Raw genomic sequence first — 24,710 nt, forward strand, 5'->3', positions numbered from 1 at the left:
GTGGCTGGGCAACGGCCTGCCTTCCCCCACATAGGCTGGGACCCCACGCCGGGCAGCGTGGAGGACACCCGCGACCTGGCCAAGCAGCTCGGCAAGCTGGCCGGCGAACTGGGCACAGCGCTCGGAGAGCTGGAGCGCATCGAGACCGGTGCCTGGAAGGGCAGGACCGCGATCGCTTTCAGCGACTACGTCGGCCAGGACGTCACCCCGCTCATCCGCAAGAGCCACGAGTCCTTCGACAAGGCCTCGCGGGCCCTGCACCGCTGGGCAGGCGACCTCCAGGACTTCCAGGACCGGGCGGACCGGCTGGAGAAGAGCGCCGGGGAAAAACTCGACGCCAAGGCCGACGCCCAGGCCAAGGCCGGCAGCGACGGCAGCATGGAACTCGGCAAGGCGTCCAGCGCGGTGGACGGGGTCATCCAGAAGGTCCACGAACTGGAGGCGGACTACCGGGCAGCCGCCCGCCAGATCAGCAAGGAACTGGACAAGGCCGGCGACATCGCACCCGACGAGCCCGGCTTCTGGGACAAACTCGGCAAGGGCATCGAGAACGCCTGGGACGCCACCGGCGACTGGATCAAGGACCACGCCGACCTGATCAAGATGATCGGCGACGTGCTCAGTGACGTCACCGCGGTCCTGGGAATGCTGGCCATCGTCACGCTCCCCTTCCCGCCTCTCGCCGCCGTCTTCGGTGCAGCCGCGCTCATCGGCAGCGGACTCGCCCTGGCGGCCCACGGCATTGCCATGGCCGCCGGAGCCGACGTGAGCTGGATGACTCTCGGTACCGATGCCCTGGGGCTGATGCCGGGCATCGGCATGTTCGGCAAGGGCGTCAAGGTGGTCGGTGGAACCGCCCGAGCAGCCAGAGCCGCGGCGGTGGCCAAGACCGGCCTGCTGGGGAAGGGATTCGAGGCCACCGAACTCGGCACCTCACGCGTTCTGATGGCCTTCGGGAAGGGGTCGAAGGACGTCTCCGGCGGAATCGGCAAGGCCGGGATCGTGAAGATCGGCGGCTCGTCCGACTTCGTCTACGAGGTGTCGCACGCGACCAGCGGTCTGCAGTCACGCATGGGTGGCCTTGTCAGTGCCGGCTACCACCAGGGGCAATGGCTCGGTTCCAAAGGCATCAACACGTTCACCAAATTCAGCGTGGATCCCGCGAGCGGCCTCGGCAGAGCCATCGACGGCAGCCTCAAGATCGCGCCCAAGGCCGGGGCGCACATCAAGGACGCCGTGTCCGACGACGACTAGCCGACGGCCAACCGACGAGTCCGCAGTTCTACGGTCTCGTCCTGGCGGAGTGGCAGAGTGCATCACGGACATGAAAACGGCCGGTCATCGCAGAGGAAGTGCTTGGGGAAATGAACATCTGGCAGCCCGATCCCGGAGAGACGCTCCTCTCCCGTGCCCCCGTGACGTTCGCGACGGGAGCAGCGGCACGGGTCAAAGGCATGCGCTGGTTCCGTGACACCCACCGCGGCGACATCCAGCACGAGCTGACGGGCTGGCCCGAGGGGCCCTCTTTCACACCTCGTTCGGCAGGCGACGTAGCGGCCCGGAAGTCCGTCAAGGGAGCCGCGATGGCCGTGAGCGCGGGCGTCATGGCTTTTCTCAGTTCTGCTGGTGGAAACGTCGCCACCCCGTCCCGCTCGGGTGGCTCCGACACCCCGGAGGATGCGTCGAACGAGGTCGAGGACTTCCCGGTCGTATGGGCAGGCCCAGGCGGCATCGCCCGCACCCTGCCCTGGCAGCTGGACCCCAGCCGCTTCGACCAGAAGCACCATCGCACCCATGCGGTCGTGACCGACCGCAGACTGGTCATCGTGCAGCTCCCCTTCGACAAGAAGAACCTGCAGGCGATCGACGACGAGGTTCTCTGGGAGTGTCCACGAAGCGACATCAACCGGGTAGAACTCAAGGACTTCAAGGACGGTGACGATTTCACCGTCACGTTCGCGGACGGCTCGTGGTGCAGGCTCACCTGTAACTGGCGGAGAAAGCTGACGCGATACCTCGTGGACGCACCGGAGTTGGTCCTCCTGGATTCTCTCGGTCCGCAGCAGCGGGCGGCCGTCTCGGAATTCGCGACAAAATCCGGTATGCCGAGTTCGGCATCACCCATCGTCAGCCGCAATACCTGCGGCCACTACGGGGTGGACATCCTGCTGCCGAGTCGGTTCACCAGTGCCTTCGGAGCTTCGGAGGTGAGCTTCCTCATGGACTCCGAAGGCCGGGAGGTCGGCGTCGACGAATATCACCCAGAGGACCTCTGAAACCCGCACCTGACCACTCCTGGAACGGCTCCCAACCCCATGACCCCATCCCATGAAGTGACGACGCCACCCGTCCCGCAGTCCACCCCCGCAGAACCTCCGCCGATCTGGTTCCTGGCTCCCGAGGGATTCTTCGCGCTCCCTCTCGCGGCCAGTCCGGAGGAACGGGCGGCGCGTGCCCACTCGTTCGTGCGCGAGCTCTACTCCCGCGGTGACGACAGCGTGTGGGAACCGGCTGCCCCGTACTTCACCGCGATAGCCGAGCTCATGGCGGACACCGGCGTCTCCTACGCCGCGATGGGCCTCTTCTCCACTGTCGCGGAATCCGAGTCTCCGGACGGGACCCCGGCCCGACACGACCTCACCGAGGGTGCCGCGCAGTGTGCTTTCACCCTGGCCGCGGTACCCACCGACCAGGTCGACACCGATACCGACACGGTGGCTCAGGGGATTCTCGCGACCTTGTCCAGGGATCCGTACGACGACGTCGAACGGCTCGACCTGCCGTGTGGTCCGGCGGTCTCCTGTATCACCTGGCGCCAGTTTCCGCTCGGCCCGGACCTGACCGAGAGCGGCGAGGCCACCGACCTCGTCACCGCACAGATCCAGGTCCATGTGCCCTTTCCCACCGGCCCCTTCACCGCTGTATTCACTCTGTTCACGGCATCCGTGGATCACTGGGCCCGCTTCGTCGACCTGATGGGTGCCGTTCTCAAGACGGTGTCCTTCACCGATCCCTTCGCCGAAGACACCGAGAGTACGGAGCCGTAGCGGCCCGGCAGGGCACGATCCGGCCTGTCCGGCTGAGCGCCCCGCTCCTCCGCAAGGGCCACGCGTGGACGCCAAGGGAAGTGGGTGCGCATCGGCACACCCATCGAACACCCGCTCGCGATCGCAGGCAACGCGATAGCGAACGGCACTCACACCGCGCGACGCTCCAGAAGAAGCGCACGAACGCCTCCGAGATCGTCATCCCTTCAGGCACGATCAGGACACAGCTCACACCTCCGAGCACCCCATGCGCCCAGGATTATCACCATTCACAGCGAACTTCGCGCTGGCGAAACCGAGAACCTCCCCGATACCGTCAGACCTCTTGAACGGACTTTTGTCTCACGGGGAGTTCACTGTGAAGCGCCGTACTTTGCCCGCCGCTGCCGCGCTCGCGGCAACCGCAGCGCTGCTGTTGACCGCCTGCGGCAGCGGGGACGACAAGGCCAGCGAAAACGGCAAGATCGCCGGGGCCGACCAGGGGACGAAGACTCCGACGGCTTCGGCATCAGCTTCGGGAGCGCCGGCGGCGGACAAGCCGGACGGCGTGGACGTGTCGCTGCCCAAGGACATGGACCTGACCATGATCTTCGACTGGGACAAGCCGAAGGACCAGAACGAGGCTGCCGCGATGGAGGATGCCGCGAACTTCCTCCGGGCCATCTACCGGGGCATCGACAAGCGCACGACCAAGGACGCGGCAGTGACCACCTACGCCACAGGTGACGGGCTCCACTACGCGCAGGTGCAGATCAACGACTGGATCAAGGGTGGTTGGACGGCGACCGGCACGGAGCGCCACTACGACGTCAGCACCCGGTCCACCACAAACGGCCAAGCCGTAGAGGTGGCGTTCTGCGTGGACTCAACCAAGTTCTATGGCAAGGAGATCAAGACCGGGAAGGTCCTGAAGACCAAGCCCAGTCTCGCGGACTTCGACTACTTCAAGATCGTCATGGCCAAGTTCCCCACGGCGGACGACCTGTGGCAGGCGTCCAAGGTGTACGTCCAGACCAAGGCGGCGAAGTGCCAGTGAGCGGATCGCGCCGCGTCCTGCTCGGCACCGGAGCACTGACTCTCGCTCTCGGCATTGCCCTCCTCACGGAACCGGCCTATGCGGCAGGGCCGACGGGGAAGGACAAGGGCGCCGACACGGAGCAGTCGGGCGGCGGGGACTCGAACGGCATCTACGCCGCCGCCAAAATCCAGTACTCCGGCTCCGTCACCAAGGACGGCAGCACCGGAAACGTGACGTCTTCGGACGTCAACTGGACTCCACCACCGTGCTGGTACGCCCCGTACCTCGGTGCCAAGGACTTCAAGAAGAAGATGTCCGGGGAGATCGAGAACGCCAAGAGCACGCCCGGTATGGGCGGTACCGCGGGCGCGGCGATCGGTGAGATGCAGCGGCACTACGAGGACGAGTACGGCTGGACGGACACTCCCGGCTACAAGGACTACAACGTCGACAAGGACGGCGACGGGATGTTCTGGGCCGCGGTCGAGAATCCCGACGAACCCGACGTACTCAAGCGGAGTTCGTGTAACGACCTCCCGTTCTGGGTCGAGAACGGCGACACCCCGCCGGCCCGGTACGAAGAGGCCCTCAGCCCGGAGATCCTCGCTGCCCTCGCGTACCAGCGCATGCAGTTGCCCGACAGCAAGGTGTCCCTCGCGCCCGAGGCCACCACCAAGGTGAACCTGCCGACCTGGGCCTGGCTCGACAAGGCCGTCTTCGACGAGGTGCAGGCCACGGCAGCCATCGATGTCCCCGGTTTCAACATCCGGGCCACGACCACCGCGAAGCCCGTCGCCCTCAAGCTCGAACCCGGCACCGCTGACGCCGAGACCTTCCCCGCCTCCGGCGAGTGCGTCTTCAACACCGACGGCTCCATCGGCAAGCCCTACGTCACGGGCGACGCGGGCAAGACGCCGCCCTGCGGCATCCGGTACCTGCACTCCTCCGGCGACGGCGTCTTCAAGCTTCGGGCGACGATCACCTGGAAGATCTCCTGGACGGGTACCGGCAACACGGGAGACGACCTGCCCGACGGCACCTTCGGCACCACGCAGGACATCACCGTCCAGGAAATCCAGGCCGTCGTTCGCTGATCGGACGTATGCGGCCCCAGTGGTTCTTTCTGCCGGTTCTGCAGAACGCTCGCTGCGGGGCCTCCAGTCGGTTCAGCAGCGCTTAGGACACGGTCAGCGTCCTGGCAATGCTGTCCGCAGCATCCTCCATGATGTCGTCGAGGCCCGGCACGGTCCAGGAAACGAGAAGAACGAGGGCGTCGTCGGTTCCCTCCGGAAGGACTCCGTACGTGACGGTCTGGATCAGCGCTCCTGGACCACCGCGGGGCATACCGTCCGCGGCGAAGTTCTGGCGAAGGCGGACGGCGGGGCCGATCGGCACCTTGGGGTGTGAGATCTGCGGAGGGCCGAAGTCATGTGCGGTGAAGGTGTCCGCCAGCCAGTCGAGTGAGAACCTCGGGACCGTGTCGTCGGTCCGAATGACCTCGACTTCCAGAAGGGCCAAGGCGGTGTCGAACCCGTCGGGGTAGAAGGCGAAGCCGTACAGCGGAGCACGACTGCGGCTGTCCTCGGCCCAGTTCCGCAGGTCCTTTCGCAGGGCCCTGCCGTCCAATTCGTACCCCGCGGCGCTGCTTCGCTCGCAGAGTTCCGCCGCGGTGCTCTTTGCCCACCTCTTCACGTCGTCCGACGGGTCGAGTGGGAGCGGTACCCAGTCCGTCGGACAGACGATGCCGCACATCTGGATGTCACTCATGGATGGGGTCACCGTCCAGCCAGGTGAGCGAACCAGCCACCGCGTCGAAGAGCTCGACCATGGCGTCGGCGATCTGGAGGAGTGGAGTGGAGAAGGTCAGCAGCAGGTGCGCCGCTGCTCCCGGAACCGGGAGTTGGTAGTCCAGCGTGACCGATGGCAGCGCATAGTCCTCCTCGGTTGTCGGCGGCGCCACCGGGGCCGCCTGTGGATCCCGGCGGAGTCGGAGGGCAGTGCCGGCTGCAAGCTCGACAAGTGACGCGGTGCGGCCGTCACCGCCGAGGCCGGTAGCCAGTTCGCTCAAGGAGGGGGCGCCGCCGGAGCTCGGAGGCAACAGAGTGATCAGCAACGAGGCGGGAATCGTCAGCGTGGCTGCCCTCTGCAGGCTGAGATAGAGCTCGATGCCACCGGCGTCGTAAGCATCGGTCGCACGTTCCAGCATTTCCTTGCGCAGCAGTTGACGCAGGTGTGGCACGTCGTCCGCACCGCTGAACTGCCTCTTCACCAGGGCGTCGACGGACCGCTCGCGGCGCTCCGGTTCGAGCGAGACGCGAAACCAGCCGCTGGGCAGCATGAGTTGGTAATCGGAAGGTGGCGTCGGCGTGGTAGTCATGCCGCCTCGCCTTCAGCTCGGCGATCGAGCCGGAGGCGGCTCGTCAGACGATGCGCGACGACTGGTACGAGTTCCGCGAGGATGGTGAGGGCCGCCAGTACACCGGCCACCCGCGCCACCGGCTGATCGGAGCCAAGGCCCAGCAACGGGATCAGACTGAGGATCGGTACCACGATCGCTTCCCCGCCTCCGAGCACTGACGAGTGCCAGCTTGTCTTCTCGCGCGCCCTCTTGGGGTCGACCGGGGCCAACCATCGTGCGTCGGCGGCCATCGTGTGGTTCTTCCACCACCCGTCCGCGTCCCGGCTGTGCCGTACCTTCTCGTCGGAGACGGGCAGACCCGATGCTTTGACGAAGCGGGACCAGTTCTCGGGCCCCGCGGGCCCGGCAAACCACCATCGCCACGGCAGCAGTGCCCGTGCCGCGTTCTGCCCGTCCCTGAACTCCACGCCGAGCACAGCACCGGACGACGGTTCCACCAGGCGGACGAGGCGCGTCACGCCGTGGTTTCTCCGCAGCGGGAGCCATCGTTCCGCACCCACGGTGTCGGTGAGCACCAAGTCTTCGGGGAGGACGTGAAGTACCGCCGTGTCGAGAAAGCGGCGCGTGGCACCGGCTCCGGACTCGGGGGAGGGCACGATCACGTCCGCCCCGGCGAGCAGTGCGTCACCGTGCGTGCGTGTTCTCTGGAAGATTCGCAGAACCAGGTCGGCGCCGGGCACCAGAAACAGGCCAGTCGTCGCAATCAGCATGGTCCACCGGTTGCCGTGTCCCAGCATGGGCAGCACGAGGAAAAACACGAACCAGACCAGCGTGCCGAGACCCCGGACCCAGCTGTGCCAGAGGGCGAGATCCGCGTACCTCGCGATGTCCGGCCGTGCCCCGGATTCCCGGTCGGCCTCGGTTTGTCCCGTCGACGCGTCGCCCTCGCCCCCCTCGAGAAGGACACCAAGATCCGCGACGAGCGCCGGGAGACCCGTACGCTCCAGGCATTTCCTCGGGGTCAGTTCCAGAAGGCCGACCCGTCCTGCCTCAGGAAGCCATTCCGCCAGGGGAACCCGCAGTACAGGACTGCCGTCCGCCGTGAGGAAGTCGACCACGCCCCATCGCTCCGCAGACGGGACGTTCTTCCCGCTCCCGGGCGGAGGGACATACCGTGCGCGCGTAATGCCGCTTTCCCCGACGGGAAAGTGACGCTCGCGTTTCCTGCGATCACGCAGGATCAGCTCGCTTCCGCGCCGGTACACCCTCGCGTGACGCACGACGTCCGCCGCGTAGAAGGGTCTCATCCTCGGCCGCAAGGCCGGTTCCGGGGTTTCGGTTCCGGAGACGAATCTACTAGCCATCACTCGTTGTCCAAGCGTCCTTGATGCCGGTGGCCGCCCACAGTCCGTCGTCCAACGCGTCGGTGCCGAAGAGATCGCCTACATATTGGGTCAGCTCTCCCTTGTCCGCACCGTCGATGAAGGATGCCACGGCCGTCGTACCCTGCCAGATGCGGGTCTGTGTCTTGAATACGTCCATGGCGGCCTTTACCTTGTCGACCTCACGGATCTCCGGTGCGATCTTGTTGATCTCCTGGCTCAGTGTGTCCAAGCCGCTGTCGCCGGGCCTGAACGAGACGTCCGCCCACGTACCGCGGTTGAACAAGCTCCTCACGTTGGTCGAGTTGAACTCGGTGATGCCCTTGAAGCCCTCCTTGGTCTCCTGGTAGATCGCCTCGGGGCTGAACGCCTCCTTGACGCGTGCCATGCCGGGGAACCAGCCCTTGGGTGCGCCGGCCAGAGCCTGCGCACCCACCTTTCCGCGCGGTGCGCCACCGCTGAGCCGGTTGGCGAGCTTCCATGCCTGAGTCTCAGCCCTCTTGAAGGCAGCGCTGCCGGCCTTCGCCGTCACCCCTTCCATGGCTTCCCGGAAGGCCGTCGTACGGGCCACCACTTTCGCACCCTGCATCGCTCCCTTGGCACCCGCGATGGCGCCCCGGCCGATGCCCATGGTGGCAAGGCCGACGACGTCCAGTGCGACATCGAACCAACTGCCCTCGCCGGCGAGCGCCAGCATCAGGTGTCCGATCAGGGAGAGAAGCGTGGCCGCCAGGGCAATCGACCCGAGCAGGCCCGCCAGGGCCTGGCCGACGATGGGGATCCACCCCACGAACAACGCCAGGGTGCCGCAGATGGTGGCGACCCAGCCGAGTACGTCGAGCCACCAGTTCAGCGTCCCCGCGTGATCGTGCACCCACCCCTTGAACTTGTCCCAGCCGCTGTCCTTGAGACCGTCATGGTCGATGGCGTGCCGGATCGCGTCGCGGGCGCGTTTCGCCGCCGCGTCGCGGACGTCCTTCGCCGCCTCCAGGTCCCGCTTCGCCCGCTCCAGTGCCGAACCGGCGGCCTCCTGGCGTTTCTCCAGCTTCTTGCGGCCGGGATCGTCGTCGGGGGTGTCCTTGGGCAGCTTGTCGAGGGCGCCGCCGCTCGCGCGGTGCTCGTCGTCGGCGGTCCGGGCGTCGCGGAGCGCCTTGTCGGCCATGATCTGGGCGCGGTGGAGCTCGGAGGCGTACTCGGTGGAGGACGAGCCGTCGAGGACCCGCTCCCCCAGCGCGTCGGCCGCCGCGTCGTAGCGCTGGAAGGCCTTGCGCAGCTTCCCCCCGGCCTCTTCCGCCTGCTGCCGGAACTCGTCCGCCGCTTTGCTCTTCCACGCCTCGACCGAGGACAGTGCCTTGATCTCGGCGGCCTGCTTCTTGATGGACTCGGCGGTCTTCCGCAGTTCCCTGCCGAGTGCGGCGACTTCGTCCGGGTCGCCGGGCACCGGGTCGGCCGGTTCCCCGATCACCGCCCACTCGTCGGCCCGGGGCCGCGTCACTTCGCCCCTCCCGCGGGCCCGGCCGGCTTGGCGTCCGTGCCGCGCAGGGCGTCGGCGAGTTGGTGGTCGATGTCCTCGTAGCCCTTCGCCGCCGCTGTGAGGATCTTCGAGAGCCTCTCCAACTCGTCCAGCAGACGCCCGCGGTGGACCCGCCAGTTGTCGCCGAAGTCGTCGAAGACGTCGACCAGCCCCTTTTCGCCGAAGACGGGCACCCCCAACCCCTTCGCGGGGTTCGCGTTCTCGGCGAACTCCTTGTGGATCCTGGAAAGCGAGCGGGCGCTCTCCTTGATGCGTGAGAGATCAGCCGTCTGATCCGACACAACTACCCCCGTTGCCCCGTCGAGAAAAGCCGGGAAAGGCTGAGAAAGGCTGAGAAAGCTTGTGGAACGTTCGCACAAAGCCCGTCGGTGCGATGGCCGACCACTCCATCGCACCGACGTGACTCATCACATGCCGGGTCGACCCGGTGACTAACCCTTGGCCTGCTTCGCCAGCGAGTCGTCCAGCTGCTCGTACGCTTCCTTGGCCTTCTTCAGGAAGTCGGACAGGCCGTGGAGGCCCTGGATCGTCTTCGTCGCGCCCTTGGTGAAGTCCTTCATGGAGTCGTCGTACGCTCCCGAGGCCTTCTGGGTGGTGAAGCCGTTCTCCACCAGGGCGGAGACGCGCTTCTCGACGTTCTTGATCTTGTCCTCAAGCTCGTGCATGTCCTTGATCAGGTCGCCTGCGACCTTCTCCATCTCGGCATATGTGAGATCCGTGTCTTTGCCGGCCATGACGGCTCCCTCCCGTTCGTGTGGCCTCAGGGCCTTCCCCCGTGGCACCGTTCGCGCGGATCCTTGGCCATGGCATGGCCGTCCGCACGAGCAAAGATCCTACGGGGGTGACGCGTGCGACCGCACGGGCCTTGTGCGGCGGAATCGTGAACCGTCCACATCCCGTTGCACCCGGGAAAGAGCGGGCGGCTATGGTCACTTCCACTGTGTTGGGTGCTCTAGGTGTGTTGGGGGACGGAACGTGCGCCTGAGTCTGACCGTCGTCGATCCGGTCGGCGGCGCCACCGCCGACGTGGTGCTCGACGCGGATCCCGAGTCCACCGTCGGAGACGTCGCGCGGGAGCTGGCCCGGCAGGTCGGACCGGGGTATCCCGACCCCGGTGAGGGCGGCGCCCGGGTCATCCCGATCGGCGCGCACCGGCAACAAGCCGCGCCCGTCCAGGTCTCCGGGCCGCTCGCCTACGTCGACGGGTACGCCCTCGACCCCGCCGCCACCGTCGTCGGCTCGCCGCTGCGGGACGGCGTCGTCGTCAGTCTGCACGATCCCGCCGGGTGTCTGCTCGGTGAGCCCACCGGTGTGGTGGAGTTCCGGGTCGCGGGCGGTCCGGCCGCCGGTGCCGTGCACCGGCTCGGGGTCGGGCGGTACGACATCGGTACCGGGCCCGCCTCCCACCTCCGCGTCGAGGACCCCGAGCTGCCCGCCCGCGCCGCCACCCTCACCATCGCCATCGACGGCACCTGCAAAGTGCAGATACATACCGACGGGGCGAAGTTGGACGGGGAGGGGGTGGAGAGCGGCGGGGACTGGCCGCTCGGCGCCCAGCTCGCGCTCGGCAACACACTGCTCGAAATCACCGGGTACACCCCGCCCAACGCCGCCCTCAAGTGGTCCGACGACGGTGCCGGGCTCGACTACAACCGGCCCCCGCGGCTGCGCCCCGCCGACCGGCAGACGCACTTCTCGCTGCCCAACCCGCTCAGCGACTACGAGGCCCGGCCGCTGCCCTGGCTGATGGCGCTGCTGCCGCTCGTCGGTGCCGTCGTCTCCGTGATGATGTTCGGGCGCTGGTACTACCTGATCATGGCGCTGATGAGCCCCCTCATGCTCTTCGGCAACTACTACATGGACAAGAAGCACGGCCGGAAGTCCCACGCCAAGCAGCTCAAGGAGTACAAGGAGCACAAGGCGCGGATCGAGGAGGAGGCGCAGGAGGCGCTCGTCGCGGAGCGGTCCGAGCGGCGGGCCGCGGTGCCGGATCCGGCGGCCGTGCTGACGTACGGCACCGGGCCGCGGACGCGGCTGTGGGAGCGGCGGCGAACCGACGCCGACCACCTGCTGATCCGGTTCGGCACCGGGCGCGTGCCCTCCGAGGTCGAGCTCGACGACCCCGAGCAGGACGAGCACAAGCGCAAGGTCCGCTGGTACATCGAGGACGCCCCGGTCGGGCTCTCGCTGCGCGACCTCGGGGTGATCGGGGTCGCCGGGCCGGGCGACTCGGCGCATGCGCTGGGGCGTTGGGCCGTCGCCCAGACCGCTGTCCTGCACAGCCCGATGGACGTGCAGTTCTACGTCCTCACGGACAACGCCGCCGGTGAACGCTGGGACTGGGTGCGGTGGTTGCCGCACTCCCGGCCCGGCGGCGGACAGGACGTGAACGTCCTCATCGGCACCGACTCCGAGACCGTCGGCGCCCGCGTCGGCGAGCTCACCCAGCTCCTCGACGGCCGGCAGAAGGCCCTGCAGAAGGGCGGGCGGAGCAAGACGGACGGGCCGGCGTTCTCCGATCCCGACATCGTGGTGGTGTGGGACGGGTCGCGGCGGCTTCGCTCCATGCCCGGTGTCGTACGGCTGCTGAAGGAGGGGCCGGGGGTCGCCATCCGCTCCCTCTGCCTCGACGAGGAGGAGCGGTTCCTGCCCGGGGAGTGCCAGGGGGTCGTGGTCGCCGAACCGCGGGCCGCCAAGGAGACCGCGCAGGCGGCGCCCGTGGCCCAGCAGGCGGTCGGCGGGTTCCCGTCCTTCCAGGCCTGGCATCCGCAGAGCGGCAACGGCGGCGAGGAACAGGCGCCGCAGGACCTGGAGTTGCGGCTGCGCGTGGAGCAGAGCGGGGCGCTGCGCAAGCTGGGCGTACGGCCCGACTTCGTCTCCGCCGCCTGGTGCGCGCGGCTCGCCCGCTCGCTCTCCCCGCTCCGCGACATCAGCGGCGAGAGCGAGGACTCCGCCCTGCCCGCCGCCAGCCGGCTGCTCGACGTGCTCCAGCTGGAGCCGCCCACGCGGGACGCGGTCGCCGCGCGCTGGCAGATGGGCGGGCAGTCGACGATGGCGGTCATCGGGGAGTCGTACGACGGCCCGTTCGGCATCGACCTGCGGCGCGACGGGCCGCACGGGCTCATCGCCGGTACCACCGGTTCCGGCAAGTCCGAGCTGCTCCAGACCATCGTGGCCGCGCTCGCCGTCGCCAACACCCCCGAGAACATGACCTTCGTGCTCGTCGACTACAAGGGCGGCTCGGCGTTCAAGGACTGCGTGCAGCTGCCGCACACCGTGGGCATGGTCACCGACCTCGACGCCCACCTCGTGGAACGGGCCCTGGAGTCGCTGGGAGCGGAGCTCAAGCGGCGCGAGCACATCCTCGCCGCCGCCGACGCCAAGGACATCGAGGACTACCAGGACCTCGTCAGGAGAGACCCCTCGCGCTCCCCGGTGCCCCGACTCCTCATCGTCATCGACGAGTTCGCGTCGATGGTGCGTGATCTGCCCGACTTCGTCACCGGACTCGTGAACATCGCCCAGCGCGGGCGGTCCCTCGGCATCCACCTCCTCCTCGCCACCCAGCGGCCCTCCGGTGTCGTGTCGCCCGAGATCCGCGCCAACACCAACCTCCGGATCGCGCTGCGCGTCACCGACGCCGGTGAGTCGACCGACGTCATCGACGCGCCGGACGCCGGGCACATCGCGAAGAGCACGCCGGGACGGGCGTACGTCCGGCTCGGGCACGCCTCGCTGGTGCCGTTCCAGTCGGGGCGGGTCGGCGGACGGCGGCCCGGCGCCGCGGACCCGGCCACCCTCGCGCCCTGGGCCGGGGCGCTGTCCTGGCAGGACCTCGGGCGGGCCGCGCTGCGCAAGCCGAAGTCCGAGGCGAAGGAGGACGACGAGATCACCGACCTGAAGGTGCTCGTCGACGCCGTCCGCGAGGCCAACACCGCGCTGCGGATCCCGGCCCAGCACTCGCCGTGGCTGCCGGCCCTCGACGACATGCTGCTGCTCGACGACGTGCCGGCCGTGCAGGCGCAGGGTTCGCTGCCCGCCGCCGCGTACGGTGTCGAGGACCTGCCGGCCGACCAGGCCCGCCGCGCGGTCGCCGTCGACTTCGCGACCTTCGGGCACCTCATCATCGCGGGTGCCCCGCGCACCGGGCGCTCGCAGGTGCTGCGCACCATCGCCGGTTCGCTGGCCCGCACCAACTCCTGTGCCGACGTGCACCTTTACGGCATCGACTGCGGCAACGGCGCGCTGAACGCGCTGACCCGGCTGCCGCACTGCGGCGCGGTCGTCGGCCGCAACCAGACCGAGCGGGTGGAACGGCTCATGGCCCGCCTCTCCGGCGAGCTGAGCCGCCGTCAGGAGCTGCTCGCGGACCGCGGGTTCGCGGACATCGGGGAGCAGCGGGCCGCCGTGCCGGAGGCGGAGCGGCTGCCGCACATCGTGCTGCTGCTGGACCGCTGGGAGGGCTGGCTGCCCACCCTCGGCGAGCTGAACCACGGTGACCTCACCGACCAGATCATGGTGATGATGCGGGAGGGCGCGAGCGTCGGCATCCATCTCGTCCTCACCGGCGACCGGCAGATCCTGGCCGGCCGGATCTCCTCCCTCACCGAGGACAAGTACGGTCTGCGGCTCGCCGACCGCGCCGACTTCTCGATGCTGGACATCAACTCCCGCAAGGTTCCCGAGGAGATCCCGCCCGGCCGCGCCTTCCGCAGCGAATCGGCGGCCGAGACGCAGTTCGCGCTGCTCTCCGCGGACACCACGGGACAGGGCCAGAACGCGGCGATCGTCGCGATCGGCGAGGCGGCCGAGGCCCGCGACGCCCGGGTGGAACGCTCCCGGCGCCCGTTCCGGGTGGACGTGCTGCCCGGCCGGATCTCCTTCGAGGACGCCTGGGCGATGCGCTCCCCCGCCGCGGCTGCCACCCCGCTGTGGGCCCTGGTGGGCGTCGGCGGCGACGAACTCACCGCCTTCGGACCGGACCTGGCGCAGGGCGTCCCCGCCTTCGTGATCGGCGGCCCCGCCAAGTCCGGCCGCTCCACGACCCTGTTGGGCTTCGCCCGCTCCTACCTCGCCAACGGCGTACGGATCGTCGTCGCCGCGCCCCGGCAGTCCCCGCTGCGCGAACTGGACGGTCAGGAAGGCGTATTGAAGGTCTTCACCGGTCGGGACGTGGACGAGGACGAGCTGACGGAGGTGCTGTCGTCGGCGTCCCCGGCCGAGCCGGTCGTCGTGCTCGTCGACGACGCCGAGGTGCTGGACGACTGCGACGCCGAGGGTGTCTTCAAGCGGATCGTGGAGCGCGGCACCGAGGAAGGCCTCGCCGTCGTCATCGCCGGTGACGAGGACGAGATCTGCGACGGCTTCTCCGGCTGGCAGGTCGACGCCAAGAAGGCCCGCCGGGGCATCCTGCTCTCCCCGCAGGAGTCCGGCTCCGGCGAGCTGATCGGCATCCGTACCACCCGCGCCATGGTGGGCGGCCCGATCCAGCCCGGCAAGGGCATGCTCCACCTGGGCACCGGGGAGCACGTCACGGTGACGACCCCGCAGTAGCCGAAGCCGGTCCCGGGGCGGTCGCGGGACCGCCGCCGGGCCGGGGGGACCCCCGGGGTTCTCAGTCCCCCGTCTTCGACATCACCGCGACCGGGTTTCCCTCCGCCGAGCTGTTCGACGTGTAGACGAGGTCGCCGTGGCTCGGGGTCAGGTAGACGGTGTTCGTGGCGGGGTCGCAGCCGTCGTGGTTGCCCTTGGCGCCGGTGGAGGAGGCGACGAGCCGGGCCGCCGTCACCGATCTCAGCGTGAGGATGTCCGTGCAGACCCCGCCCAGCTGGTCCGTCTGCCGCAGGCGGCCCAACTCCTGGCCCACCGCAACCTGTTCGACGGTGACCCGGAAGGTGCCGATGGGCAGGTTGCCGGACAGGGCGGTCGCCGAGCCCTCCCAGGTGCCGAGGTAGGCCGCCGGGATCTCCCCGCCGCCGGCCGCGGACGACGCCGACGCCGACTTCGAGGGCGATGCCGACGTCGATGCCGATGTCGAGGGCGACTTGGCGGTGGCCCCCGCGTCACTGTCCGACCCCCCGCCCGCCCCGAGGAACGGCTGCACCAGGAACCCCACCCCGACGGTGACCACCGCCAGCGCGGCGGCCACCGCGAGCGCGACCGTGCAGCTCACCCGCCGCCCGCGGCCGTCCGCACCCGGTACGGCGGTCGCCGCGACGCTCACGGACACCTTGCCGGGCTTCCCGGGCATCCCGAGGGTCTCGGGCATCCCCTCCGACGCGGGCGCGGCATCCCGCGGCTCCGGTACGACCGCGGGCGGCACCGTCGGCGGCGGGCCGAACTCCCCGACCACGGACGGGGTGCTGAACTCCACCGGCCCGGACACCGGCACGGGCGCAGGTACGGGCGCAGGTACGGCGGCCGGCACCGCCTCCGCCGCCTCCAGGTTCAGCACCTCCACCGCGCTCCGGCTCACCCGCTCCACCAGCGCCCCCGGCAGCCACCCGCCCGTCACCAGCCGCGCGGCCCCCTCCGGCGCCAGCCGCCGGGCCACCTCCGCCGGGCCCGGCCGCAGCCCCGGCTCCTTCGCGAGGCAGGCCTCGGCCACCTCCCGCAGCTCACCGCTCAGCGAGCCGAGTTCGGGCTCCTCGTGGACGACCTTGTAGAGCAGGGCGGCCGAGGAGTCCCCGGGGAACGGCGGCGCCCCGTTCGCCGCGTACGCCAGCACCGCGCCGAGGGAGAAGACGTCCGCGGCGCCCGTGGCGCCCTTGCCGAGGATCTGCTCCGGGGACATGTATCCGGGCGAGCCGATCGACACCCCCGACGACGTCAGCGACGCCGTGCCGTCCGTGGCACGGGCGATGCCGAAGTCGATGAGGAGCGGCCCGTCGAGGGTCAGGAGCACGTTCGACGGCTTCACGTCCCGGTGCACGAGCCCGAGTTCGTGCACCGCGGTCAGCGCCTCGGCGAGTCCCGCGCCGAGCGCCCGTACGGTGTGCGCGGGCAGCGGGCCGCCGTCGGTCACGGCGGCCGTCAGGGAGGGACCGGCCGCGTAGGCCGTGGCGACCCAGGGCACGGGGGCGTCCGGGTCGGCGTCCAGGACGGAGGCGGTCCAGGCGCCGCCGACCCGCCGCGCGGCCTGCACCTCGCGGCGGAAACGGGCGCGGAACTCCTCGTCCAGGGCGAAGTGCGGGTGCACGATCTTGACGGCGACGGAGCGGCCTCCGGCCGAACGGCCGAGATAGACGCGGCCCATGCCGCCGGAGCCGAGCCGGCCGAGCAGCCGGTACGGGCCGACGGCCGTGGGTTCGTCACCCGCGAGCGGCTGCATGCGCCCTCACCCCCCAGAGAGTTCGGCAGCAGCCTATTCGCTCCGCGGGTCGGGTGGTTGTTTTGCTGCGGGCCCGGTGGGGGCTGGTCGCGCAGTTCCCCGCGCCCCTACGGGGCGCTCAGCAGGTCGACCTTCACGTCCGGTGCGAAGCCGGTTGTCGGGCCCACGCGGCGGGCGAACTCGGCCACCGCGGCCAGCTGGGGTGCGCCGAAGCTGAAGTCGAGGGTGGTGAAGTACTGGGCGAGGGTCGCCTCGTCGAACGCCTCCCAGCGGGCGGCCTGTTCGGCGACCTTGGCGACCTCCTCCAGGGAGAGGTTGCGGGAGTCGAGGAAGGCGCCGTGCACCTCGCGGGTGATGTGCGGTTCGCGCTCCAGGTAGTCCCGGCGTGCCGCCCACACCGCGAAGACGAACGGCAGACCCGTCCACTCCTTCCAGAGCGCGCCGAGGTCGTGGACCTCCAGGCCGTAGCGGGGGCCGTCCAGCAGGTTGGCGCGCAGGGCCGCGTCGCCGATGAGCACCGCCGCGTCCGCCTCCTGCATCATCAGGCTGAGGTCGGGCGGGCAGGTGTAGTACTCGGGCTGGACGCCGTAACGGTCGGCGAGCAGCAGCTGGGCGAGGCGGACCGAGGTGCGCGAGGTGGAGCCGAGGGCGACCCGGCGGCCGTCCAGCTGGTCCAGAGGGACCTGCGAGACGATCACGCAGGACATCACCGGGCCGTCGCAGCCGACGGCGATGTCCGGGAAGGCGACCAGGTCGTCGGCGTTGCGCAGGAACTCGACGAGGGTGATGGGCCCGATGTCGAGGTCGCCGCGCACCAGCTGCTCGCTGAGCTTCTCAGGGGTGTCCTTGGTCAGCTCGAAGTCGAGGAGGGTGCCGGTTCTCGCGAGCCCCCAGTAGAGGGGCAGGCAGTTCAGGAACTGGATGTGGCCGACGCGCGGCCGGGTGCGAGAATTGTCCACATCGCGAGACTAGACCCCATGGGGTAGCGTGCTGAGACCGCCCCCACCTCAGGTGTCCCGACCGCCCCTCCGGTCAACCCACCCTCGGGGCCATTCAAACGTCCGGGTGACGTGATCTTGGCCTCTGTTGCTTTCGGCTGCCTACATGCTAGGCTCGCCGCAAGTTGCAGTTTGGTTTCCCTTGCAGTACAGAGCCTGCGGAGCATGTAACCGCGGGCTCTTGTAGTTTTCAGACATATGCAGTTGTGCGGCACTTAGTTTGTTTTCACACTTGCAGGTTCTGGAGCAGGGCGACCCTTTGGGCCCAAGGAGGGCTTATGGCTACCGGAACCGTGAAGTGGTTCAACGCCGAAAAGGGCTTTGGTTTCATCGCCCAGGAAGGCGGCGGCCCCGACGTCTTCGTCCACTACTCCGCGATCAACGCCAGCGGGTTCCGCTCCCTGGAGGAGAACCAGCAGGTGAGCTTCGACGTCACGCAGGGCCCGAAGGGTCCGCAGGCGGAGAACGTCACCCCCGTCTGATCCCAGACAAATCAAGTCTGATCGCAGACTGAGTGCAGTACCCAAGGAGCCCCGCGCCGTCAGGCGACGGGGCTCCTGCCTTTTCCGTCCGCTTACACGTGCTGCATCACCAGCACGAACGTGGTGCCGGGCGCCAACGCCTCGTACACATGCGGAACATCGCCGCGATACGTCAGATAATCCCCGGGGTTCAATTCGACGGTTTCTCCGCGTGGCCCGGCCTTCACCTGCCCGCCGCATACGACGAGATGCTCGACCGTACCCGGAATGTGCGGCTCGGACTCCCGCGCCGCACCCGGCTCCATCCGCAGGTGGTAGATGTCCCGGCGGACTCCGGGCGGGCAGGACGACAGCAGGGTGGCGGCGAAGTCGGCCCGCTCCGACGCGACCGTGGGCCCCTCCCCCGCCCGGATCACCTGAACACCGGACACCGGCGGCTCGACCAGCGCGCTGAACGGCACGCCCAGCGCGACGCCCAGCGACCACAGCGTCTCCACGCTCGGGTTGCCGCCGCCGGCCTCCAGCTGGGAGAGCGTGGACTTCGCGACGCCGGCCCGTTTCGCCAGCTCGGACAGGGAGAGCCCGACCCGGGCCCGCTCGCGCTTCAGCGCCCCGGCGATCCACTCCATCGGAAGCCGGTCCGGCCGGCCGGTTGCTTCGGACATCTCGCTCGTTCGCTCCATCGGTACGACCGTTCGCCTTGACGAACACCACCCTACTCGTTCACTGTAAAAAACATGCGTTCGCCAAACCGAACAACCCGAACAACCCGAACAACGCAGCCACGGCGGACGGCCTCCCTGGTCCGGGACAGTTCACTCGTCTGGCTGGCCGGCGGAATCGTCGGCGTCTCCTTCGGCGCGGTCAGCGTCGCCGGCGGCCTCCCGGTCTGGGTCCCGGTCGCCATGTCCCTCGTCGTCTACGCGGGCTCGGCCCAGTTCAGCGCGGTCGCCGTGCTGTTCGCCGGCGGCGGCCCGCTCGCCGCCGCGGCCACCGGCCTGCTCCTCAACACCCGTACGGCGGCCTTCGGCCTGGCCGTCGCCGACCTGCTCGGCCCCGGCCGGGCCACCCGCCTGCTCGGCGCCCACCTGGTCACCGACGAGACGGTCGCCTTCGCCCTGGCCCAGCCGGACCCGGCCCGCCGCCGGGCCGCGTTCTGGATCTCGGGCCTCGGCCTGTTCGCCGCCTGGAACGTGGGGGTGGCGGCCGGCGCCCTCGCGGGCGGCACCCTCGGCGACACCGCCCACTACGGCCTGGACGCGGCCTTCCCCGCCGTCCTGGTCGCCCTGGTCCTGCCCGCCCTCCGCAAGGACACGGGCGTCCGCCGGGCAGCCCTGCTCGGCGCGGCGATCGCCCTCGCGGTGACCCCCGCCGTCCCGGCCGGGGTCCCGGTCCTGCTCTCCCTCTGCGCCCTGGTGGTGGTACGACGATGAACGCAACGGTGGTCATGATCCTGGCCCTCGCCCTCGGCACGTACGCCTTCCGGCTGGTGGGCCCGGTACTGCACGGCCGGGTGGAAATCCCGGCGCGGGTCCAGGAGCTGGCGTCGGCGGGAGCGGTGGTCCTGCTGACCGCGCTCCTCGCGACCGGCGCACTCACGGAGAACGGCGGCTTCGCGGGCTGGGCGCGCCCGGCCGGGGTGCTGGTGGCCGGCGTACTCGCATGGAAGAAGGCGCCATTCGCGGTGGTGGTCGTGGGGGCGGCGGCGGTGACGTCGGGGCTGCGGGCGGCGGGGCTGGGGTAGGAGCGTGATCAGGTGCGGATCAGGATCAGGGTCTCGGTGGGCGTGATCCTGCCTTCGGCGCGGTGGCGAAGAATCTGGAGGCCGGCGGCGACCCGGCGGCAGCGGGAGGCCAGGGCGGGGGCGAAGGCGCCGTCGTCGGCCACCGCGGCCAGCGTGAACGCGGCGACTTCCATGTGTGCGAGGTGGACGCGCCAGAGGTCTTCTCCGGCATCGGGATCGGGCAGCGATCGGGCCAGCGAATCCAGTTGTCGAGCCAGCCGACTCAGCAGCACGCCGCCCTCGTACATCGGCCGGTTGTCGGAAACAGTCGACGCGTGTGCGACGGCCTCTTCGAGCGTGGGGGTGATCTCGTCGCCGTAGACCGTGAGGAGCTGACGCGTCTGCGCGCTCAGCGGGTCGGCCACGCTGCTGTCGGATGCGCGCGGGCGTCTTCTGTTCTGCGGCGGAGGGTCCGGTTCACCGAGCGTGAGCCACTGCAGAAGCCGGTGGGCGGAGAAGGCTGCTTCAAGCAGGTCCGTCTCGGCAGGCGGAGCGGGATAGAGCCGGTCGAGGTCGTCGGCGAAGGCCCGGCTGCGAGCGGTCACCTCGGGAGGAGGGGCGGGGACGTAGCCGGAAGCGACCAGGATTTCGAGGGCCATGCCGTGAGCAAGGGGAAGGTCGGTGGGCCGGTCGGCAACGAGGTCAGCGATTACCTGAACGGCAGGGAGAACCTCCGATCCGTCCTGAGCGCCGGCCGCGAGTTGGTCAGCGGCGCCCCGGGCGGCACGGTGCAGACGGCCGTCGGCATGCTGGAAGGGGGCACTGAGGACGTCTCTCAAGTCGACGTACAGACCGTCCACATGGTCCAGGCCGAGGCGGACGGCACGGTCGAGGTTGCGGGCGAGGGCGAGCGTCAGGGCGATGGTCGCGTCGGGGTCGTAGTCGGGGCCGGGGAACTCGGCATCATGAAGGCCCCGGACGCGTGCCAGGGTCGCTGTGACCGCGACCAGGTCGAAGAGCCCCTCGGGAACGCTCGTCCCGCCCGACCACGGATGGGGCAGGCCGTCCGGAACCCACAGCTCCGGCAGGGCCCCCGACTCCACGGCCGCGTGCCACACGCTGTGTTCGGGTGAGCGGCTGGTCAAGGTGAAGGCCGGATCGGTGACCTCCGCGTAGGTGGGCAGGCGGACGGTGGTGCCCTCGGGGAGGAGGTCGTTGATCCAGCTGACCAGTTCCACCGCCTCGGTGCGGGTGATGCCCACGGCGGGGTCCGCCGGCCTCGGCCCGGTGGGCTTGCCGGAGAAGAGGCCGTACAGCTCACGTGAGACCGGCCGGACCGTGACCCGGGCGTCGTCGGTGAGGCGTACCGTGTCGCGGAGTTGGCGGACGACGGTGACCGCGGTCATCAGGCGGCGGCGCGGGGAGCCGGGTGGCTCGTCCAGGAGTTGCCGGCGCAGGGTGTCGAGGCGGACCGCGGTGGCCGGGGACAGTTCGGTGGCCTGTTCCGCGCAGTCGAAGGCCAGGGCCAGCGTCCGGGTGGTGTCCGCCGCCAGGCACGCCTCCACGATCGGGGCGGGATCCGTACGGGCCGCGTACAGCAGCGTCGTCTCCCGCCACCAGTCGGCGTCGATCCCGGCGACGAGCACGTCGACGAGCCGGCGGTGCTGGATGTGCAGGGCCGCGAGGTGTTCCTGGAGGGTGAGGTGGGCGAAGGCGTACAGGCCGTGTTCGCGCTCCACCAGGAGTCCGCTGGTCACCACGGAGGCGAGGAAGACGTCCGGTCCGGTCGTCGCGGCGACCCTGGCCAGCGCCGGTTCCAGCAGCTCGGCGGCCTGCCCCGCGGCGATGTCGCGACGCCCCTCGGCCATCATCGTGTACGCCAGCTCCCGCAGCACCACCTCCTTCTTCGCCCCCGGCACCTCGTCCGCGACCGTCGCCACGTTCTTCGCCTCGGCCCTGCGCCACAGCAGCACCTGGCAGATCTCCGCGTACAGCTCCGCCCGGCTGCCGGGCAGCGCGCCCCGGTAACGGTGCACGTTCGCGATCATCGTCAGGAGGAGCGGGTTCGCCGCGAGGTCGTACAACACCGAGCGGTCCCGCAGGCGTCGGATCAGGTCCTCCGCCTCCGCCGCCGCCCGCGTCTCCACCCCGGCGTCGTGCACGCCCGTGCTCAGGCGCTCGATCGTCCGGTACCAGCCGTGCAGGAAGCGGGAGATCTGTTCGCCGGTGAAGCGGCGCACCTGGAGGACACGGGCGCGGTTGAGCGGGGCGGTCCGGTAGCCGTGGGGGCGGGAGGTGAGGACGAAGTCGTTGCGTTCGTAGCGCTCGATCTGTCTCTCCGCCCACGCGGAGACATGCCTGCGGTCCTCCTCCCGGGCCACCTCGTCCAAGCCGTCGAGCAGCACCAGGCAACGCCCGTCCCGCAGTTGCTCCTCGAACCAGCCCTCCGGCTCCGGCGGCTCCAACCCGCCCACCGACGCCGTGATGATCTGCGGGAGCGTGAGGGAGGCGTCGGCCGTGATCGCCTCCGCGTGGTCGCGCAGGTAGAGGAGTACCGGTACCCGGCCGTGGGAGTCTCCCGCCAGCCGCAGCGCCAAGTGCTTGAGCAGCGTCGTCTTTCCCGTGCCCGGTGCGCCGATCAGCGCCAGGCACGCACCCTGTTCCCCGCCCAGGAACGCGTCGATCGACTGCCGCGCCCCCGGCCCCGGCACGGCACCGGCCAGCGGCTCCCGTTCCGCCGTGTGCACCGGCCCCGGCGCCACGCTCACATCGACGAACACCTCTTCCAGCCCCGGCGTGTAATCCCCGCGCGTGGCCAGCCCCTTGAGATCGACGAAGCGGTGCGTGCTGCGCACGTGACGCCGGTACGACTGCTCGAACCTCGACGTCCGCCGTTGCACCCAGCGGTCGACCGCGTCGGCGACCCGCGTCACCCAGCGGCCCTGCAACTCCCCGAAGACCTTGCCCGCGAACCCGGTGACGACCACCAGCACCTCGTACCCGACCAGGGCGCAGGCCGCGAGAACGGGATGCCGCGCAACGGCGGACGGATACACCGCCGCGAGTGCCCCCGGCGGCGCAACCGTGAGCGCGACCAGGCCGACCCGGGCCAGAACCGTCGATCCTCCCCCGTCCCCCATCGCCGTGGCCCCCTACGAGGAGGCGATCCCCGTCAGAAACGCCGACCAGGAGGAGAGGGAGAGGGTCAGGTGGGGGGCGGCTCTGCGCTTGGAGTCGCGGATGTGTATTGCGGAGGGGTGGGTGCAGACTTCGAGGCATTGGCCGCCCTCGCCGTCGCTGTACGACGACTTCCGCCAGGCGTAAGCGGCTTCGAGGCATTGACCGCCCTCGCCACTGCTGTGGCTCGACTTGAACCAGCTCAACTTCTCTATGGTCATCGTTCTTCCAGCATCTTCTCGATCAGGTCCAGGGACTCATGCGGGTTCAGTGCCTGCGCCCGGATGATCCCATAGCGGGCAGCGAGCACACGGACCTCTTCTCGGTCAGTGACGAGCTTTGGGTACCCCTGACTCTCCATGTAGCCCACCTGTTCCTTCCCTTTGGGAGTCAACAGCGTGAACGAGTTGTCCAGACAGGGGTGTTCATGGCGTTCGGTAGGCATCACCTGCATCTGCACGTTGCGCATTCGCCCGATCCGCAGCAACTGCCGGAGCTGCGCATGCTGTACGTCGACACCACCGATCGGCCGCTCCAACACCGCCTGTTCCATGATGAAGCTGAACTCGGGCAGCGGCCACTGCTCGAAAATGTGCTGGCGGGAGAGCCTGTCGGCGACTCGCCTCTCGATCGTGTCCTCGTCCAGTGGTGGGTACCGTTGGGTGAACACGGCCCGCGCGTAGTCCTCGGTCTGCAACAAGCCCAGGACGCCCATCGTGCTGTAGTCGTAGAGCGAGACGGCCTGCGCTTCCAGCACCGCATATCCCCTGTACCACTCTGGATGCCGCGTCCGCGCCCTCTTCATCGCCTCCTTAAGCTCAGGGATCGCCGCGACCAGCAACCCCCCGGCCCCCAACAACTCGTCCGCCTTCACGAGCATGTCCGGCTGCGGGACGCGCACCCCCCTCTCCATCGCCGAGATGGCATCGGGGCCGTACCCCACCATCGCCCCGAACTCCTTCTGCGTGAGCCCCGCCCGCTCGCGCAGCAGCTTCAGCATCTTGCCCAGGGCTGTGATGAGCCCCGTCGTCCCGTCGGCCTCCGCCGGAGTCTCCGGCCTCCGCTCCTGCTGTACGTCCGTCACGCACCCCACCGCCTCGACGTCCTCGTGGTCACGGCCGACGACCCGTACGCCTCACCCGACACACCCGTACGGTCACCGTGAGTCGCGCGATCGCCCCTGGTCAGGGTACGGAGAACCGACCACGCTCTGTCACGTGAACGCCGAAATCTCCACCCCCACCGCCGAACTGACCCAGCGTCTGAGTGCCACCCCACGCGGCGCACGCCTGGCTCGCCGCCTCGTGGCCAACGCGCTGGACGCCTGGGGTCACCCCTACGACGGCGAACTGAACCACACGGCCCAGCACCTGGTCGCGGAGCTGGCCGCGAACGCCGTCACCCACGGTCGCGTCCCCGGCCGGGACTTCGAGGTGCGGGTGCTGCTGCTCGCCGACGACGACACCCTCCGTATCGAGGTGAGCGACGCGAGGGGCGACCGGGGACTGCGGTTCGTGACGGATCCGGAGGCGGACGGGGGGCGCGGGTTGCTGCTCGTGTCGCTGCTGGCCCGTACCTGGGGAGTCACCGGGCGGGACGTCGGCAAGACGGTGTGGGCCGAGCTCGCGCTGTGTGTCAGTGGCGGCCGTTAGGGTCCGCG

The 24,710-nt window shown here is 69.6% G+C and carries 22 protein-coding genes; 10 read left to right on the forward strand and 12 right to left on the reverse strand.

The annotated features are described in order from the left end of the window. From AB0D74_RS24730 to AB0D74_RS24750, 5 genes are all read left to right on the forward strand, one after another. Window positions 1–1,254: an enoyl-CoA hydratase/isomerase family protein gene (locus AB0D74_RS24730; protein ID WP_362590853.1), complete on the forward strand. Its 1,254-nt coding sequence runs from the start codon at window positions 1–3 to the stop codon at window positions 1,252–1,254. A gap of 110 nt (window positions 1,255–1,364) precedes the next feature. Further along, entirely contained in the window at window positions 1,365–2,276 is a 912-nt protein-coding gene (locus AB0D74_RS24735; RefSeq protein WP_362590856.1) for a hypothetical protein, read from the forward strand. A 267-nt stretch (window positions 2,277–2,543) separates the two neighbouring features. After that, window positions 2,544–3,047 carry a hypothetical protein gene (locus AB0D74_RS24740; RefSeq protein ID WP_362590859.1) on the forward strand — a complete coding sequence of 168 codons (504 nt, stop codon included), beginning with the start codon at window positions 2,544–2,546 and terminating at the stop codon, window positions 3,045–3,047. Window positions 3,048–3,405: 358 nt separating this feature from the next. Continuing rightward, window positions 3,406–4,083: a hypothetical protein gene (locus AB0D74_RS24745; protein WP_362590862.1), complete on the forward strand. Its 678-nt coding sequence runs from the start codon at window positions 3,406–3,408 to the stop codon at window positions 4,081–4,083. After that, window positions 4,074–5,159, forward strand: coding sequence for a hypothetical protein (locus AB0D74_RS24750; protein ID WP_362590865.1), 1,086 nt, complete (start codon window positions 4,074–4,076; stop codon window positions 5,157–5,159). Before AB0D74_RS24745 ends, AB0D74_RS24750 begins: the two co-directional genes overlap by 10 nt. Before the next feature lie 82 nt (window positions 5,160–5,241). Here the strand turns inward: AB0D74_RS24750 and AB0D74_RS24755 are convergent, their stop codons facing one another. The 6 genes from AB0D74_RS24755 to AB0D74_RS24780 all read right to left on the reverse strand — a co-directional run bounded on the left by AB0D74_RS24755 (window position 5,242) and on the right by AB0D74_RS24780 (window position 10,074). Then, the gene (locus AB0D74_RS24755) at window positions 5,242–5,832 is read right to left on the reverse strand and encodes a hypothetical protein (protein ID WP_362590868.1); all 591 of its coding nucleotides are present in this window, start codon (window positions 5,830–5,832) and stop codon (window positions 5,242–5,244) included. Further along, a complete protein-coding gene (locus AB0D74_RS24760) occupies window positions 5,825–6,442 on the reverse strand; it encodes a hypothetical protein (protein ID WP_362590871.1) in 618 nt (205 codons plus the stop codon). The genes AB0D74_RS24755 and AB0D74_RS24760 overlap by 8 nt, the downstream gene beginning before the upstream one ends. Continuing rightward, window positions 6,439–7,542 carry a hypothetical protein gene (locus tag AB0D74_RS24765; protein WP_362590874.1) on the reverse strand — a complete coding sequence of 368 codons (1,104 nt, stop codon included), beginning with the start codon at window positions 7,540–7,542 and terminating at the stop codon, window positions 6,439–6,441. Before AB0D74_RS24765 ends, AB0D74_RS24760 begins: the two co-directional genes overlap by 4 nt. 238 nt (window positions 7,543–7,780) lie before the next feature. Further along, on the reverse strand, window positions 7,781–9,301 hold the full coding sequence (locus tag AB0D74_RS24770) for a putative T7SS-secreted protein (RefSeq protein ID WP_362590877.1): 1,521 nt from the start codon (window positions 9,299–9,301) through the stop codon (window positions 7,781–7,783). Continuing rightward, a complete protein-coding gene (locus tag AB0D74_RS24775) occupies window positions 9,298–9,621 on the reverse strand; it encodes a hypothetical protein (protein ID WP_362590880.1) in 324 nt (107 codons plus the stop codon). Before AB0D74_RS24775 ends, AB0D74_RS24770 begins: the two co-directional genes overlap by 4 nt. 150 nt (window positions 9,622–9,771) lie before the next feature. Beyond that, window positions 9,772–10,074 (reverse strand): WXG100 family type VII secretion target, encoded by a 303-nt coding sequence (locus AB0D74_RS24780; RefSeq protein ID WP_093499785.1) that lies wholly within the window; start codon window positions 10,072–10,074, stop codon window positions 9,772–9,774. 241 nt (window positions 10,075–10,315) lie between these two features. On the opposite strand from AB0D74_RS24780, the gene AB0D74_RS24785 reads away from it, so the two are divergent. Continuing rightward, window positions 10,316–14,893, forward strand: a complete 4,578-nt coding sequence (locus tag AB0D74_RS24785) for an FtsK/SpoIIIE domain-containing protein (protein ID WP_362590884.1) — start codon at window positions 10,316–10,318, stop codon at window positions 14,891–14,893. A gap of 61 nt (window positions 14,894–14,954) precedes the next feature. Here AB0D74_RS24785 and AB0D74_RS24790 read toward each other — a convergent pair whose 3' ends face one another. Further along, on the reverse strand, window positions 14,955–16,670 hold the full coding sequence (locus tag AB0D74_RS24790; RefSeq protein WP_362590887.1) for a serine/threonine-protein kinase: 1,716 nt from the start codon (window positions 16,668–16,670) through the stop codon (window positions 14,955–14,957). A 107-nt stretch (window positions 16,671–16,777) separates the two neighbouring features. After that, entirely contained in the window at window positions 16,778–17,629 is an 852-nt protein-coding gene (locus AB0D74_RS24795) for a menaquinone biosynthesis protein (protein WP_362590890.1), read from the reverse strand. A 317-nt stretch (window positions 17,630–17,946) separates the two neighbouring features. On the opposite strand from AB0D74_RS24795, the gene AB0D74_RS24800 reads away from it, so the two are divergent. After that, entirely contained in the window at window positions 17,947–18,150 is a 204-nt protein-coding gene (locus tag AB0D74_RS24800; RefSeq protein WP_003992177.1) for a cold-shock protein, read from the forward strand. A 92-nt stretch (window positions 18,151–18,242) separates the two neighbouring features. On the opposite strand, the gene AB0D74_RS24805 is transcribed toward AB0D74_RS24800, so the two are convergent. Next, a complete protein-coding gene (locus AB0D74_RS24805) occupies window positions 18,243–18,815 on the reverse strand; it encodes an XRE family transcriptional regulator (RefSeq protein ID WP_362590893.1) in 573 nt (190 codons plus the stop codon). Window positions 18,816–18,887: 72 nt separating this feature from the next. On the opposite strand from AB0D74_RS24805, the gene AB0D74_RS24810 reads away from it, so the two are divergent. Together AB0D74_RS24810 and AB0D74_RS24815 are read left to right on the forward strand one after the other, a co-directional pair. Continuing rightward, complete coding sequence (locus AB0D74_RS24810) at window positions 18,888–19,583, forward strand: AzlC family ABC transporter permease (protein WP_362590896.1); 696 nt, start codon at window positions 18,888–18,890, stop codon at window positions 19,581–19,583. Continuing rightward, window positions 19,580–19,894 carry an AzlD domain-containing protein gene (locus AB0D74_RS24815; RefSeq protein ID WP_362590898.1) on the forward strand — a complete coding sequence of 105 codons (315 nt, stop codon included), beginning with the start codon at window positions 19,580–19,582 and terminating at the stop codon, window positions 19,892–19,894. Before AB0D74_RS24810 ends, AB0D74_RS24815 begins: the two co-directional genes overlap by 4 nt. An 8-nt stretch (window positions 19,895–19,902) precedes the next feature. Here the strand turns inward: AB0D74_RS24815 and AB0D74_RS24820 are convergent, their stop codons facing one another. The 3 genes from AB0D74_RS24820 to AB0D74_RS24830 are packed head-to-tail and all read right to left on the reverse strand — an operon-like array spanning window position 19,903 to window position 24,134. Further along, window positions 19,903–23,013 carry an NACHT domain-containing protein gene (locus AB0D74_RS24820; protein WP_362590901.1) on the reverse strand — a complete coding sequence of 1,037 codons (3,111 nt, stop codon included), beginning with the start codon at window positions 23,011–23,013 and terminating at the stop codon, window positions 19,903–19,905. Between the two features lie 12 nt (window positions 23,014–23,025). After that, entirely contained in the window at window positions 23,026–23,271 is a 246-nt protein-coding gene (locus AB0D74_RS24825) for a DUF397 domain-containing protein (protein WP_362590904.1), read from the reverse strand. Then, entirely contained in the window at window positions 23,268–24,134 is an 867-nt protein-coding gene (locus AB0D74_RS24830) for a helix-turn-helix transcriptional regulator (RefSeq protein ID WP_362590907.1), read from the reverse strand. Before AB0D74_RS24830 ends, AB0D74_RS24825 begins: the two co-directional genes overlap by 4 nt. A 133-nt stretch (window positions 24,135–24,267) precedes the next feature. Here AB0D74_RS24830 and AB0D74_RS24835 point away from each other — a divergent pair, with 133 nt between their 5' ends. Beyond that, the gene (locus AB0D74_RS24835) at window positions 24,268–24,702 is read left to right on the forward strand and encodes an ATP-binding protein (protein ID WP_362590910.1); all 435 of its coding nucleotides are present in this window, start codon (window positions 24,268–24,270) and stop codon (window positions 24,700–24,702) included. Window positions 24,703–24,710 lie beyond the last annotated feature (8 nt).

This window comes from Streptomyces sp. NPDC048278 (assembly GCF_040652195.1).
Taxonomy (GTDB): domain Bacteria; phylum Actinomycetota; class Actinomycetes; order Streptomycetales; family Streptomycetaceae; genus Streptomyces.

What these genes read in the sequence shown, in the direction of transcription:
- AB0D74_RS24735 (WP_362590856.1), top strand. Translation starts at nt 1,365, where the DNA reads ATGAACATCTGGCAGCCCGATCCCGGAGAGACGCTCCTCTCCCGTGCC.
- AB0D74_RS24740 (WP_362590859.1), top strand. Translation starts at nt 2,544, where the DNA reads ATGGCGGACACCGGCGTCTCCTACGCCGCGATGGGCCTCTTCTCCACT.
- AB0D74_RS24755 (WP_362590868.1), bottom strand. Translation starts at nt 5,832, where the DNA reads ATGAGTGACATCCAGATGTGCGGCATCGTCTGTCCGACGGACTGGGTA.
- AB0D74_RS24760 (WP_362590871.1), bottom strand. Translation starts at nt 6,442, where the DNA reads ATGACTACCACGCCGACGCCACCTTCCGATTACCAACTCATGCTGCCC.
- AB0D74_RS24780 (WP_093499785.1), bottom strand. Translation starts at nt 10,074, where the DNA reads ATGGCCGGCAAAGACACGGATCTCACATATGCCGAGATGGAGAAGGTC.
- AB0D74_RS24790 (WP_362590887.1), bottom strand. Translation starts at nt 16,670, where the DNA reads ATGCAGCCGCTCGCGGGTGACGAACCCACGGCCGTCGGCCCGTACCGG.
- AB0D74_RS24800 (WP_003992177.1), top strand. Translation starts at nt 17,947, where the DNA reads ATGGCTACCGGAACCGTGAAGTGGTTCAACGCCGAAAAGGGCTTTGGT.
- AB0D74_RS24805 (WP_362590893.1), bottom strand. Translation starts at nt 18,815, where the DNA reads ATGTCCGAAGCAACCGGCCGGCCGGACCGGCTTCCGATGGAGTGGATC.
- AB0D74_RS24810 (WP_362590896.1), top strand. Translation starts at nt 18,888, where the DNA reads ATGCGTTCGCCAAACCGAACAACCCGAACAACCCGAACAACGCAGCCA.
- AB0D74_RS24815 (WP_362590898.1), top strand. Translation starts at nt 19,580, where the DNA reads ATGAACGCAACGGTGGTCATGATCCTGGCCCTCGCCCTCGGCACGTAC.
- AB0D74_RS24820 (WP_362590901.1), bottom strand. Translation starts at nt 23,013, where the DNA reads ATGGGGGACGGGGGAGGATCGACGGTTCTGGCCCGGGTCGGCCTGGTC.
- AB0D74_RS24825 (WP_362590904.1), bottom strand. Translation starts at nt 23,271, where the DNA reads ATGACCATAGAGAAGTTGAGCTGGTTCAAGTCGAGCCACAGCAGTGGC.